Origin of the sequence: Sphingobacterium sp. MYb388, assembly GCF_037479535.1 — a bacterium.
GTDB classification, from domain to species: Bacteria; Bacteroidota; Bacteroidia; order Sphingobacteriales; family Sphingobacteriaceae; genus Sphingobacterium; species Sphingobacterium anhuiense.
Map to the genome: position 1 here is coordinate 278,388 of NZ_JBBGYV010000002.1, position 12,499 is coordinate 290,886.

15 protein-coding genes and 1 tRNA gene are annotated in these 12,499 nt (G+C 34.5%); 4 read left to right on the plus strand and 12 right to left on the minus strand.

The window, feature by feature from the left end; translation table 11 throughout:
- Positions 1–158: 158 nt before the first annotated feature.
- A complete protein-coding gene (locus WH188_RS07200) occupies positions 159–1,160 on the plus strand; it encodes a 3-keto-disaccharide hydrolase (RefSeq protein ID WP_132770846.1) in 1,002 nt (333 codons plus the stop codon).
- Between the two features lie 49 nt (positions 1,161–1,209).
- Here the strand turns inward: WH188_RS07200 and WH188_RS07205 are convergent, their stop codons facing one another.
- The 6 genes from WH188_RS07205 to WH188_RS07230 form a co-directional block, all read right to left on the minus strand.
- The gene (locus WH188_RS07205) at positions 1,210–1,665 is read right to left on the minus strand and encodes a PepSY-like domain-containing protein (RefSeq protein ID WP_132770845.1); all 456 of its coding nucleotides are present in this window, start codon (positions 1,663–1,665) and stop codon (positions 1,210–1,212) included.
- Between the two features lie 12 nt (positions 1,666–1,677).
- On the minus strand, positions 1,678–2,118 hold the full coding sequence (locus WH188_RS07210) for a PepSY-like domain-containing protein (protein ID WP_339423639.1): 441 nt from the start codon (positions 2,116–2,118) through the stop codon (positions 1,678–1,680).
- A gap of 62 nt (positions 2,119–2,180) precedes the next feature.
- Positions 2,181–3,464, minus strand: a complete 1,284-nt coding sequence (locus tag WH188_RS07215) for a sensor histidine kinase (RefSeq protein ID WP_132770844.1) — start codon at positions 3,462–3,464, stop codon at positions 2,181–2,183.
- Between the two features lie 131 nt (positions 3,465–3,595).
- Positions 3,596–4,267 (minus strand): response regulator transcription factor, encoded by a 672-nt coding sequence (locus tag WH188_RS07220; RefSeq protein ID WP_132770843.1) that lies wholly within the window; start codon positions 4,265–4,267, stop codon positions 3,596–3,598.
- A gap of 52 nt (positions 4,268–4,319) precedes the next feature.
- A complete protein-coding gene (locus tag WH188_RS07225; RefSeq protein ID WP_132770842.1) occupies positions 4,320–4,613 on the minus strand; it encodes a Smr/MutS family protein in 294 nt (97 codons plus the stop codon).
- 63 nt (positions 4,614–4,676) lie between these two features.
- A complete protein-coding gene (locus tag WH188_RS07230; protein ID WP_339423640.1) occupies positions 4,677–5,081 on the minus strand; it encodes a hypothetical protein in 405 nt (134 codons plus the stop codon).
- A 330-nt stretch (positions 5,082–5,411) separates the two neighbouring features.
- On the opposite strand from WH188_RS07230, the gene WH188_RS07235 reads away from it, so the two are divergent.
- On the plus strand, positions 5,412–6,161 hold the full coding sequence (locus tag WH188_RS07235) for a copper homeostasis protein CutC (protein ID WP_132770840.1): 750 nt from the start codon (positions 5,412–5,414) through the stop codon (positions 6,159–6,161).
- Positions 6,162–6,202: 41 nt separating this feature from the next.
- Here the strand turns inward: WH188_RS07235 and WH188_RS07240 are convergent, their stop codons facing one another.
- Together WH188_RS07240 and WH188_RS07245 are read right to left on the minus strand one after the other, a co-directional pair.
- Positions 6,203–6,382 carry a hypothetical protein gene (locus tag WH188_RS07240; protein ID WP_021188488.1) on the minus strand — a complete coding sequence of 60 codons (180 nt, stop codon included), beginning with the start codon at positions 6,380–6,382 and terminating at the stop codon, positions 6,203–6,205.
- Between the two features lie 32 nt (positions 6,383–6,414).
- Positions 6,415–6,485: transfer RNA gene (locus tag WH188_RS07245), tRNA-Cys, on the minus strand.
- 287 nt (positions 6,486–6,772) lie between these two features.
- Between WH188_RS07245 and WH188_RS07250 the strand changes: the two genes are divergently transcribed.
- Positions 6,773–7,420 (plus strand): porin family protein, encoded by a 648-nt coding sequence (locus tag WH188_RS07250; RefSeq protein WP_021188486.1) that lies wholly within the window; start codon positions 6,773–6,775, stop codon positions 7,418–7,420.
- 127 nt (positions 7,421–7,547) lie between these two features.
- Positions 7,548–8,651, plus strand: coding sequence for an AI-2E family transporter (locus tag WH188_RS07255; protein WP_339423641.1), 1,104 nt, complete (start codon positions 7,548–7,550; stop codon positions 8,649–8,651).
- Positions 8,652–8,895: 244 nt separating this feature from the next.
- Here the strand turns inward: WH188_RS07255 and rpsJ are convergent, their stop codons facing one another.
- From rpsJ to rpsL, 4 genes are all read right to left on the minus strand, one after another.
- Positions 8,896–9,201, minus strand: coding sequence for a 30S ribosomal protein S10 (gene rpsJ / locus WH188_RS07260; RefSeq protein WP_013667229.1), 306 nt, complete (start codon positions 9,199–9,201; stop codon positions 8,896–8,898).
- 76 nt (positions 9,202–9,277) lie between these two features.
- Positions 9,278–11,395, minus strand: a complete 2,118-nt coding sequence (gene fusA, locus WH188_RS07265) for an elongation factor G (protein ID WP_031287331.1) — start codon at positions 11,393–11,395, stop codon at positions 9,278–9,280.
- 128 nt (positions 11,396–11,523) lie between these two features.
- Positions 11,524–11,991: a 30S ribosomal protein S7 gene (gene rpsG / locus WH188_RS07270; protein ID WP_021188484.1), complete on the minus strand. Its 468-nt coding sequence runs from the start codon at positions 11,989–11,991 to the stop codon at positions 11,524–11,526.
- Between the two features lie 19 nt (positions 11,992–12,010).
- Positions 12,011–12,424 (minus strand): 30S ribosomal protein S12, encoded by a 414-nt coding sequence (gene rpsL / locus WH188_RS07275; RefSeq protein WP_002993550.1) that lies wholly within the window; start codon positions 12,422–12,424, stop codon positions 12,011–12,013.
- Positions 12,425–12,499 lie beyond the last annotated feature (75 nt).

Here is a 12,499-nt window from a genome sequence, read left to right on the forward strand (position 1 = left end):
TCTAGTTTAGGAAGAGTATTTCTTATTATATTCAAGCCTGTATTCGTAATTTTTTTGTGTTGATTCGGAGTTACTAGATTCAATAATTGATATTTTTAGTATATTCGTTTTGATAACTATAATAAAAAATCTAAATCTTTGTTACAATTCTTTAAAAAATGTTAAGAAATCATTTAAAATATAGTGTTCTCTTTTGTTTATTGGGAGCAAGTGTAAGTTCATGTCAAACGGCAGATCAAAAAAAAGAACCCGAAGTAGAACATAATCCTGCAAAACAAGTCGTACCTGAAAGAGCTAAAGATTTGATCGGTCGTTGGGATTTGAATGTGGATAAAGATGGAAAAGTAGTACCATCTTGGATTGAAGTAAAACTATCTGGATTTAACACATTGGTAGGAAGTTATGTTGGTGACAGTGGCAGTGCTCGCCCTGTTTCTCATGTAAAGCTTGAGGATGGAAAATTTTCATTTGCTATTCCGCCACAATGGGAAGGTGGAGAAGGTGATTTTGTGATTGCAGGTGAATTGACGGCTACGGGTATTAAAGGGACCGTGACGACTAATAAAGGTGTTAGCTATAACTTTACAGGTGAAAAAGCACCTTATTTAAATCGTACAGGAACTGTTCAATGGGGAGAGGCTATTGAGCTTTTTAATGGTAAAGATTTGACAGGTTGGAAAACGATTGGTGGCGAGAATAACTGGTCGGTAAAAGAGGGTATCTTGACGAACGCAAAGGCGGGTGCTAATTTGGTAACAGATCAAAAATTTGAAGATTTTAAATTAGAAGCAGAATTTCGATATACAACCGGTGGTAATTCTGGTATTTATTTAAGAGGAAGATACGAATTGCAAATTGAAGACAGTCCAAAGGATCAACATCCAGGAAGTCTCTATTTTGGCGGTATCTATGGCTTTCTAGCTCCAAATGAAATGGCTACATTAGGACCAGATCAATGGCAGAAGTATGAAGTTACATTGGTTGGAAGATTGGTTACTATTGTCGCAAATGGTAAGACGATTATTAATAATCAAGAAATACCAGGAATAACAGGTGGTGCGTTAGATAGTAAAGAAGGTGAACCAGGACCTATATATTTACAAGGAGATCATGCTCCGGTAGAATTTAGAAAAATAAAGATCACACCGGCTAAGAAATAATAACAATACAAATAAAAAAGCCTCTTTCTACTGAAGGAGGCTTTTAATTTTATAAGATGATTTTTACAAATTGACCACTTGGATCGAACAATAAATCGATATCATTTGTTAGTTCAACTTCAAATCCAGCAGTAACTTTATCGATGGCGCTGATTTGTGCAGTTTTATAATTTGTATCCACATAGCTGACTATAGTAGTTGAGATAAAACCCGTAGGAATAGCAGTATCATTGTCGGATTCTACTTCTTTCCAATTACCTTCTTGATCAAAATCAACTTCGATTCCATTGGCTAACTCCACACTGTAAGCTGTTTTATTTGTTGCAGTAGGAGTTTGTTTCTCAACTTTTCGAATAGTTACATCTTTGAAGAAGGTGTTAAGAAATGTGGATGCTGATGCTGGTAAAGATGTAGCAGGGACTTGATGATCATCATCTTTGTCACAAGATACTAAAATGAATGCAACTGTAATTAACGCCGTAAATGTTAAAATTAACTTTTTCATATTTTAATTCTATTAATCATCTATTTTAGTAAACTGCCCTTTTTTATTAAACTCCAATTCAAGACCATTTGAAATTTCAACTTCAAATTTACGGCTTGACTTTTTGATTTTTACAATGTGGGTATTAGGAAAACTTTTTGTAACATAATTTTGAATTGATTTTGGTACAAATTTTAAAGGAATAGCGTTATTGTGACCATCTACTTCTTCCCAATTTCCTGATTTATCAAATTCTATTTTTGTACCATTATTTAAAATCACTTGGTATTCTTTTGAAAGTAGATTTTCTTTTTCTTCAATTGTACTTGTGATCTGATTGCTGGCAAAATTGTTTTTAATAAATGTTTGTGCATTTGCAGGTAATTGATTGCTGTTAATCACCTTTTTTTGTGCATAGCTAACTGTCGATAATGCTACTAAAGCAACGATCGCCATTGTTTTAATTTTCTTCATAATATATCCTCCTATTTATTTATATAACAAAGTTCCTATACAATTTGGTAAAGAATTAGGAATTATAGCTTTTGTATCTTAAAAATATGAAAATTATTTAAGTATGAGTAATTTATGCTAATGGTCTTGTTTGTCTCTATGATTGTTTTAACTATAGAAAGACCTAATCCATTTGAATTGATTGCAGTATTTTCTTTGTGAAATCGATCAAAAATATTTTCTGCTTGTAGTGCAGTGTTTTTGCCTGAATTTGCAATTGTAAAGAAATCCTTATGAATATCGATTTTTATAAATCCATCTTTTGATTTATTATAGTTGATAGCATTACGGAGTAAATTGGAAATTAATATCTTTACCAGATCCGCATTGAAATCAGCTGAGAACTTTCCATGCTCAAGAACTTCTAAAGTGATTCCCCTAAATTCAATCAAGTCTGCTAACTCTTCACACGCTTCGCGAATCACGCTATTAAAATCCACTGTTTGCGTAAAATCAAATTGATTGTTTTCAATGCGAGATAGCATAAGTAATGCCTTATTTAATTTAATCATACGTTCTAAAGCTTCTTTAGTTTCACTGATCGTGATTAAATGATGCTCTGTCAGTTGTTCATCTTCTAGCAGTAATTCTAGTTTATTACTACTGATAGCCAAAGGCGTCTGTAACTCATGGGAAGCATTTTCAATAAACAGTTTTTGTTGCTGGAATATTTTTTCATTGCGATCAAGCATTTTATCGATTTCGGTATCCAATAGCATAAATTCTCTAACATTACTGTTGATCGGTACAGCTGTTTTTATTTTCCCAAACTGATAGCGCTCTAACTTGTCAAGAATTTGATAAAAAGGCTTAAAAGCTCGGTGAAATACAAGTGTGTTGAGTAAAAATATACTCACAATAATCAAGATGTATAGTATTATCAAAGCAGTTGCCAGATCATATTTTAGTTCATCTTCTTCTACGGTTGAAGTTCGAATTTCCAGTTGATATAGCTGTTTGTCCTTACCATAGAAGTAAGTATTTAAAATTCGATAAGGCTCCATATCCTCATCATATGGCATGTATATGAGATCGTTTTTGAAAATATTTTTTTCATCCATGTTTACTTGCACATCAGATTTGGTGATTTTAAACTGATTAATACCGAATGTATCCGTTTTTAGAATCGATTCATCTTGGTATGCAGCACGAATAATTTCAATTTTTTGATTCTTTAAGCCGTCGTCTACATTATCATACACTTCTTCTGTGATGTATGCATAAAATAATGTTGCCCACACCGCAATTACAATCAAAATCATGATTGTAATGTATCTTATAGTGTAATTCTTGAGCGACTTTTTCATTAAAATATTTAGTTTTAAATAATGGTATTAGCAGTTAGTGGCAATATAAAGATCACTTCACCAGTTTTAGAAGCCATTCAAACAATCGTGAATATATTTTTAGATCTTGGCCATTATTGCTTTGTGGGTCATTAAATCAATTTGTATCCTATACCATAAACAGCCTGGATATCGATGTCAGCATGATTATCTTTTAATTTTTTTCTTAAATTTTTTATTTGTGAATAAATAAAGTCTAAACTGTCAGCCTGATCAATATGATCACCCCAAATTGACTCTGCTAAGCTATTTTTTTGAATAAGCTTAGTTGGCCTGATAATAAAATAATAGAGTAAATCAAACTCCTTTCGATTGAGAATCACAGGTTTGTTGTTAATCTGTATGCTTCTGTCTGTTGTGTTTACTGCAATATTTTTATACGTAATGATATCATCACCATGTTGATTCTTTCGGCGAATAATCGATTTGATCCGTGCATGTAATTCTGCCAAATGAAAAGGTTTGGCTAAATAGTCATCAGCACCTAGCTCTAAACCTTTTACTTTATCGTCTACAGAATCTTTGGCCGACAGGATGATGATCGATTCTTCTTTTCCAATTTCTTTAATCTTTTCTAAGAGTTGCAATCCAGAACCTCCGGGTAACATGATATCGAGTAAAATACAATCATATGAATAAATTGATATTTTCTCTAATGCGCTATTGTAATCAAAAGCTTGTTCAACAAGGTATTTTTCAGCTTCTAAAGATTGCATGATAACCTGGCTCAAGGCAACTTCATCTTCGATTAGTAATATTTTCATATCTTTTAATTAGCTAACAAAGTTAATTTTGAAATTAGGAAAGACTTAGGAATTAAAGTCCAATAACAACTACGACAATATCATCATTATGATAAGCAGGATGAAAATGGGAAATTGCTCTTTGATTTTTATAAATCATCAGTTCATCATAGACCATTTTTTTCAGAATTCCTTTACCTTTTCCATGTACAAATTTTATTTCAGGCATATCCCAATATATTGCAGCATCCAACATATCGCGCATGTAGATGAGAGACTCATTAGCTAATTCATCTGGTGTATAATCCTGCCAGTCGTATAGAAAGGCTTCAGCATGTAAATCTATTTGTACAGGGGGTTTTTTCATGTAAATCTTTTTGCAAAGGTACAAAAGTAAGATTAACAGACTACAAATAAAGTTCAAGGAGCTTTACTTAACGTCGACAGCTGAATAGAGTCGGTCATACCATTTTTTGATAGTCGCAGCTTCCTCATAAGACTCTTTTTCAGCATGAGTAAGCATAATATCCTGTATTTGTATTATTAGATCATTATGGTCCTGAAAAATACCATTGCTGTCACGATAGTCATTAATTATTTCGAGCAAATGATTAAGCGATTTCATCTTGTGATACAAAATATGATGCTTTTCACCAATTTGATCTGCAATTTCTTCATACGCTACGCTAGAGTCATTCGTTTGGTTACGTGCCTTATTATAGAGCTGGCCGTAACCAGCAAGCCGATGATTAAGATCATAAATCGTGCTTTCAAGATCTTCAATGAGTACAATGAGATTTTCTTGAATTTCAAAATCTTTTGATACGATTGACATAATACCCCTTTTTGTATGAATATAATTAAAATTTTGATCATTTTAAATTACAATAGTGTAAAACAAAAAAAACGAAATAAAGTTTTTTTGCTTTGCATTGAGCTTTTTATATCACGCATACACCCAGTTTAAAGAAGTTTTAGTGTATATTATTAGTTTATTGTACCTTTGTTAAGTAAATAAGATTAGAGGCTTTTACAGGACTCTACATCTACCTAATGGTTGAGTATAATTGGGATTTTGTACTTAATATAGAAGGGAGAAGGTTCAAATTGATCTTTCTCCCTTTTTATTCGAAAACTTCAGAAAAGATTATTGTATATTAAATTAATGGGAAAAGAAATCACTATAAACGGGTATCAATTGGAAATTTGTTCCAATTCACCTCAATCTGCATTGTATGCTGCGCAAGGTGGGGCTACGCGGATCGAATTTTGTCAAAATTTGGAAAATGGCGGTATCACTCCTTCTTACGGTCAGATTGTTCAAGCAAGAAAGTTGATCGATATTGGCATACATGTCCTCATACGTCCAAGAGGAGGTGATTTTGTTTATTCCGATTTGGAATTTGATGAGATGTTGGCTGATGTACAGTTTTGTAAAGAGGCTGGCTGTGATGGTGTGGTGATAGGAGTAATGAAGAACGATGCAACAGTTGATATTGAACGAACGAAAGCCCTTGTCGATGCTGCAAGACCGATGCATGTAACTTTTCATCGCGCATTTGATAAGTGCGCCGATCCACTGTCTTCGTTAGCTATTTTAATCGAATTGGGAATTGATCGTTTATTGACCTCAGGATTGCAGAATAAAGCAGTGGATGGAGTTGAATTACTTAAAGAATTGGTCAAATCTGCGGAAGGAAAAATTGTTATTATGCCTGGTGCAGGAGTGGATAGTAATAATATTGAAATGATCTTAAAGACAACTGGAGCGACTGCTATACATAGTTCCGCGAAAGAAACAGTTTTTTCACAAATGTCTTATGATAGAAGTGAAGTGGAAGGTATGAATGAACCGATCTATCGTACATCAAAAGAAAAAGTCCACCAATTGGTAGACATCCTTAAAAAACAATAGCGTTGTAATTTACAACGCTATTGTTCTTAATATTTTTTAACCTATTTAGCTTCTAAAACTAATTGGTTTAAGATAGCATCGTTTTTAACGATTTGATTTGATTTCTTCATTTTAGATCTTGAACCAAGTTCAACATTACTACCTAAACTTAAGAACTGAACTTCAACACGTGAAGTAGTTTTATTTCTTCTATCTTTTCTTTTTAAACGTGTAACTCCCATTTTGATAAATTTTTTTATTGTTCAATAAAACGAGGTCGGAAGCGGATTCGAACCGCTGTAGGAGGTTTTGCAGACCTCAGCCTAGCCACTCGGCCATCCGACCCTATTTGTTCCCCTAGGGGAATGCAAAAGTAAAATTAATATTTGGATTAAAAAAGACTATTGTGCAATTATTTTTTAAAATAATCATTATCAAGCTGTTTTGTTTTTTGTGTTTTTTTTTGATACTCCGCGTTTCAGAAAGACTGTAGCAAGAAACAGGTCCTTGTCTATTTTATTGTACAGTAATCTTGACTTTTGTTTTTTTAATATATATCTGAATATTAGTGGTTTATCCATTTGGCGTGTAACTTGCATTGTTTGTGAAAACACTAATAACATAATAGAGCGATGAAAAAATTATTATTATCAACTACTGCAGCAGTATTACTTTCTGTTGGTGCATATGCACAAGGAGGATTAGGATACGGAGTTAAAGCAGGTGTCAATCTTCCTTCTTACAGTTACGGAGGAAGTGACCTTTCTGATTCAAAATCCACTGTTAATTTTCATGTTACTGGTTATTTAGATGCACCCGTTACGAGCAACTTTTATATACAACCAGGAGTTTCTTTACAAGGAAAAGGAGCTAAGTTTGCAGATGTTAAACTTAATGGCAATACATATGAATTGAAACAAAATACAATGTGGTTAGAAGTACCTGTGAATTTTGTGTTGAAATTTCCAACAGTTGGTGAAGGTAAATTCTTCGTTGGAGCTGGTCCATATGTATCATTTGGTCTAAGCGGAAAAAATAAATATGAAGCTAAATCCGGTAGCGGAACAACCTCCATTAGCGATGATTTCAAATTTGGTAAAGATGAAACCCTTAAAGGTACAGACTTCGGTGTGAATTTTTTAGCAGGATATCAGTTGGGTAGTGGATTATCGATCAATGCTGGCTACGGTTTAGGTTTAACTAATATTGCTGGAGCAAAAACGTTTAATGGGGATGTTAAAAACCGAGTTTGGTCAATAGGCCTCGGATTCGGAATTTAATTAAAAGAATTAAGATTGTAATTAAATCTTTTAAAATTAAACCCTTGCTTTTTGAGCAGGGGTTTTTTATTGTCAACTAAAACTTTACATTAGTTGTATTGTTTGACAATTACAATTAGATGATACTATGATAAAATTTCTGGGCTTACCATTTTACGTCAAATTAGCTTGTACGCTAATTTCCATTGTTATTTTAGGTTATCTCGCAAAGATAGGGGATACAATATTAGTCCCCTTTATACTGGGTCTGCTTTTAGCGTTGTTGCTCGTTCCCGTAAGTAATTTTTTTGAGAGAAAATTGAAATTTCCTCGCACTCTTGCTGGAATTATTACCGTTCTACTTTTCTTTGGCCTTTTAGGATTTGGATTTTACATGCTTGCTTCACAATTATCGATGATTAAGGAAGATTGGCCAGCTTTTAAGGAACAAATATTAGTGGGATTTCATAATGTGCAGATCTGGGTTACGGATCGCTTTGGCGTTATGCATAATGAACAAATGGATATCCTTAATAAGACGGCAACTAAGTCACTTGATAGCGGTACGCTCTTACTGGGAACAGCTTTGTTATCTTTATCTTCTCTGTTGATACTTTTTGTGTTTACTTTCCTTTATACTTTCTTTCTACTTATCTATCGTAGTCACATCGTGCGATTTCTGTTATTGTTAAATCATCAAGAACACCACAATATCGTTATGGATGTCGTTGGCCAAGTGCAGTATGTAGTGAAAAAATATTTGATTGGTTTATTGCTACAGATGCTGATCGTTTCTACATTGGTATTTGCAGCTTTGAGTATCATTGGAGTGAAATATAGTTTACTGTTAGCTATTATCACGGGCGTGTTTAATGTGCTTCCCTATATTGGGATTTTCACGTCTATGTTAGTAATTGCACTACTTACTTTTGCGACGACCTCCTTTACACATGTACTGATTGTGACTGGAGCACTTATTATTATACATCTTATCGATAGTAATTTTATTGTTCCAAAGGTAGTTGGCTCAAAAGTAAAAGTAAATTCTTTATTTGCGATGATGGCAATAATCGTAGGAGAGTTGATATGGGGGATTTCAGGTATGTTCTTAGCAATTCCTATATTGGCTATCTGCAAAATTGTGATGGACCGTGTAAAAGAATTGAAGCCATGGGGCTACTTGCTTGGAGAAGAAGATCATAAAGGAGATACTTATTGCACTATACGTAATACAATAAGTTCTAAGAAGTAGCAATAAATTAGTTTTTTTTTGGAGTATTTCAGCGTAAAGCCAGGATTTGGAATTGACTTAAAAGTCATTGTGATTTAAATACTGTATTTGAGCTTAAAGCTTGTTTTTTCTTCAAGTCACACCTATGTTAGGAATTATATAAATTATTCATTACAAGGCTCCATAAGTAGTAAAAAGCAGCATATAAAAAAGGCTTCTAATTTAACATTAGAAGCCTTTCTTGTTTTCAATCAGTGCAATTCTATCACACTTTGATTTCTACTTCAACACCTGAAGGTAATTCAAGTTTCATCAATGCATCAACAGTTTTAGAGTTAGATGAATAAATATCTAACAATCTCTTGTATGAACATAATTGGAATTGCTCACGCGCTTTTTTGTTAACGTGTGGAGAACGTAAAACTGTATAGATTTTTTTCTCAGTAGGTAATGGAATAGGACCACTAACAACTGCACCTGTAGGTTTTACTGTTTTTACGATTTTCTCAGCTGATTTGTCAACTAAATTGTAATCGTATGATTTCAATTTGATTCTGATTCTTTGGCTCATTTTTGTTTTTGTTTAAAATGATCTCCCGTTAGAGCTATTATCAACAGGAGATCGGTTTACTTTATATTAGAAAGGATTATTCTCCTTTTAATTTACCTTTTGCTTTTGCAACAACTTCTTCAGTTACGTTACGTGGAGCTTCTTCGAAGTGATCAAATTCCATAGTAGAAGTTGCACGACCTGAAGTGATAGTACGCAATTGTGTTACGTAACCAAACATTTCCGAAAGTGGAACTAATGCTTTAATTACTTGAGCACCATTACGGCTATCTAAACCTTGCATTAAACCACGACGACGGTTTAAGTCACCCATTACATCACCCATGTTTTCTTCTGGTGTTAAAACCTCTATTTTCATAATTGGTTCCATTAAGACAGGAGAACATTTTGGCAATGCTTCACGGTATGCTGAACGAGCAGCTAATTCAAACGATAATGAATCTGAATCGACAGCGTGGAATGAACCATCAATCAAACGAACTTTCATTCCTGATAATGGGAATCCTGCTAATACACCATTTTTCATTGAAGTTTCAAATCCTTTTTGAACTGAAGGGATAAATTCTTTTGGAATTTTACCACCAACAATTTCATTTACGAATTGAAGAGGAGATTTAGTTAAATCGTAGTCAGCATCAGCTGGAGAAATAACAACTTTAATGTCCGCAAATTTACCACGACCACCTGATTGTTTTTTGAATACCTCACGGTGTTCTGTAGTTCCGTTGATAGACTCTTTGTATGATACTTGAGGAGCACCTTGGTTAACCTCAACTTTGAACTCACGTTTCAAACGATCGATCAAGATCTCTAAGTGAAGCTCACCCATACCAGAGATAACTGTTTGACCAGTTTCTTCGTCAGTTTTTACTACGAATGTAGGATCTTCTTCAGCTAATTTACCAAGACCAATACCTAATCTATCGATGTCAGCTTGAGTTTTAGGCTCAATCGCTAATCCGATAACTGGCTCTGGGAAGTTCATTGACTCTAACACGATAGGGTGTTTTTCATCACATAAAGTATCACCAGTTTTGATGTCTTTGAAACCAACAACAGCACCAATATCACCAGCCTCGATGAAAGGGATAGGGTTTTGTTTGTTAGCGTGCATTTGGAAGATACGAGAAATACGCTCTTTGTTACCTGAACGAGTGTTCAATACATAAGAACCTGCATCTAACTTACCTGAATAAGCACGGATGAAACACAAACGACCTACGAAAGGGTCAGTTGCAATTTTGAAACCTAATGCTGCGAAAGGCTCGTTAACATCTGGTTTACGTAATAATTCTTCACCTGTATCTGGATGAGTACCTTTAACACCTTCTGAATCCATTGGAGAAGGCAATAATTCCATTACTAAATCCAACATAGTTTGAACACCTTTGTTTTTGAAAGATGAACCACAAACCATAGGAACGATAGAGTTATCCAATACTGCTGCACGTAAAGCATTTAAGATTTCACGCTCAGTTAATGAATTAGGATCTTCGAAGAATTTTTCCATCAAAGACTCATCATAACCCGCAACAGCTTCTAATAAACGCTCACGGTATTCAGCAACCTCTTCCAACATATCTTCTGGAATAGGAACTTCTGTAAACGTCATACCTTTATCATGCTCGTTCCAAACAATACCACGGTTGTTAATTAAATCAACAACACCAGTAAAAGTGTCTTCAGCGCCGATAGGTAATTGCAAAGCAACTGCTTCAGAACCTAACATTGATTTTACTTGACCAACAACTTTTAAGAAATCAGCACCAGAACGGTCCATTTTGTTAACGAAACCGATACGTGGAACGGCATAGTTATCAGCTAATCTCCAGTTAGTTTCTGATTGAGGCTCAACACCATCAACTGCAGAAAATAAGAATACTAATCCGTCTAATACACGTAATGAACGGTTTACTTCAACCGTAAAATCTACGTGACCTGGAGTATCGATAACGTTTACTTGGTATTTGTTACCACGGTACTGCCAGAAAACTGTAGTAGCTGCAGAAGTAATCGTGATACCACGCTCAGCCTCTTGCTCCATCCAGTCCATTGTTGAAGCACCTTCGTGCACTTCACCAAGTTTATGATTAACTCCTGAGTAGTAAAGAATACGCTCAGTTGTAGTTGTTTTACCAGCATCGATGTGAGCAGCGATACCAATATTTCTAGTGAATTTTAAATCTCTTGCCATAATATTTTTAAGCATTAGCCCAGATGGAGCTAAATATTTTTCTGTCTAAATAAGTACACCGATCCTGATAAAAGAATGAACGTTTACCAAAGATCGGTGTAATCATATTTTTGTGTGTAAGTTCAAAACTAGAATCTGAAGTGTGAGAACGCTTTGTTAGCTTCAGCCATTTTGTGCGTATCTTCTTTCTTCTTAACAGCAGCACCTTCACCTTTAGAAGCTGAAATGATTTCTCCTGCTAATTTTTCAAACATTGTTTTCTCACCACGTCTGCGTGAATATGAAATTAACCATTTCATACCCAAAGCAATTTTACGCTCAGGACGAACTTCCATAGGAACTTGGAAGTTAGCACCACCAACACGACGAGATTTAACCTCTACAGCTGGCATAACGTTGTTTAAAGCTTTTTTCCAAGCTTCTAAACCGCTTTCGCTAGTTTTTTGCTCTACTAATTCAATTGCATTGTAAAAAATTTCGTATGCTGTAGATTTTTTACCATCGTACATCATATTGTTTACAAAGCGTGTTACCTGAGTGTCGTTAAACTTTGGATCAGGTAAAATGATTCTCTTTTTTGGTTTTGATTTTCTCATTTTTCTTTCCTCCGTTTAATTATTTCTTTTTACCTTTTGCTGGCGCAGCCGCTGCTTGTCCTGGTTTAGGACGTTTAGTTCCGTATTTAGAACGACGTTGGTTACGACCTGCTACACCTGAAGTATCTAATGCACCACGGATAATGTGGTAACGTACACCTGGTAAATCTTTAACACGACCACCACGAATCAAAACGATTGAGTGCTCTTGTAAATTGTGACCTTCTCCTGGGATGTAAGCGTTAACCTCTTTACCGTTTGTTAAACGTACACGAGCTACTTTACGCATTGCTGAGTTTGGTTTTTTAGGGGTAGTAGTATATACACGTGTACATACACCTCTTCGCTGTGGACATGAGTCCAACGCTGGTGACTTACTCTTGTCAACCAGAGCTACTCTACCTTTTCTAACTAATTGTTGAATAGTAGGCATTTACCTGATTTTGTTATTTAATTTTATTCTTAAATTATTATAAGTTCGCAAAGATAACCATTTTATTGTTAAATC

Excerpts from the sequence above, each read along its gene's own strand:
- WH188_RS07200 (WP_132770846.1), top strand. The coding sequence starts at position 159 with ATGTTAAGAAATCATTTAAAATATAGTGTTCTCTTTTGTTTATTGGGA.
- WH188_RS07205 (WP_132770845.1), bottom strand. The coding sequence starts at position 1,665 with ATGAAAAAGTTAATTTTAACATTTACGGCGTTAATTACAGTTGCATTC.
- WH188_RS07210 (WP_339423639.1), bottom strand. The coding sequence starts at position 2,118 with ATGAAGAAAATTAAAACAATGGCGATCGTTGCTTTAGTAGCATTATCG.
- WH188_RS07215 (WP_132770844.1), bottom strand. The coding sequence starts at position 3,464 with ATGAAAAAGTCGCTCAAGAATTACACTATAAGATACATTACAATCATG.
- WH188_RS07220 (WP_132770843.1), bottom strand. The coding sequence starts at position 4,267 with ATGAAAATATTACTAATCGAAGATGAAGTTGCCTTGAGCCAGGTTATC.
- WH188_RS07225 (WP_132770842.1), bottom strand. The coding sequence starts at position 4,613 with ATGAAAAAACCCCCTGTACAAATAGATTTACATGCTGAAGCCTTTCTA.
- WH188_RS07230 (WP_339423640.1), bottom strand. The coding sequence starts at position 5,081 with ATGTCAATCGTATCAAAAGATTTTGAAATTCAAGAAAATCTCATTGTA.
- WH188_RS07235 (WP_132770840.1), top strand. The coding sequence starts at position 5,412 with ATGGGAAAAGAAATCACTATAAACGGGTATCAATTGGAAATTTGTTCC.
- WH188_RS07240 (WP_021188488.1), bottom strand. The coding sequence starts at position 6,382 with ATGGGAGTTACACGTTTAAAAAGAAAAGATAGAAGAAATAAAACTACT.
- WH188_RS07250 (WP_021188486.1), top strand. The coding sequence starts at position 6,773 with ATGAAAAAATTATTATTATCAACTACTGCAGCAGTATTACTTTCTGTT.
- WH188_RS07255 (WP_339423641.1), top strand. The coding sequence starts at position 7,548 with ATGATAAAATTTCTGGGCTTACCATTTTACGTCAAATTAGCTTGTACG.
- rpsJ (WP_013667229.1), bottom strand. The coding sequence starts at position 9,201 with ATGAGCCAAAGAATCAGAATCAAATTGAAATCATACGATTACAATTTA.
- fusA (WP_031287331.1), bottom strand. The coding sequence starts at position 11,395 with ATGGCAAGAGATTTAAAATTCACTAGAAATATTGGTATCGCTGCTCAC.
- rpsG (WP_021188484.1), bottom strand. The coding sequence starts at position 11,991 with ATGAGAAAATCAAAACCAAAAAAGAGAATCATTTTACCTGATCCAAAG.
- rpsL (WP_002993550.1), bottom strand. The coding sequence starts at position 12,424 with ATGCCTACTATTCAACAATTAGTTAGAAAAGGTAGAGTAGCTCTGGTT.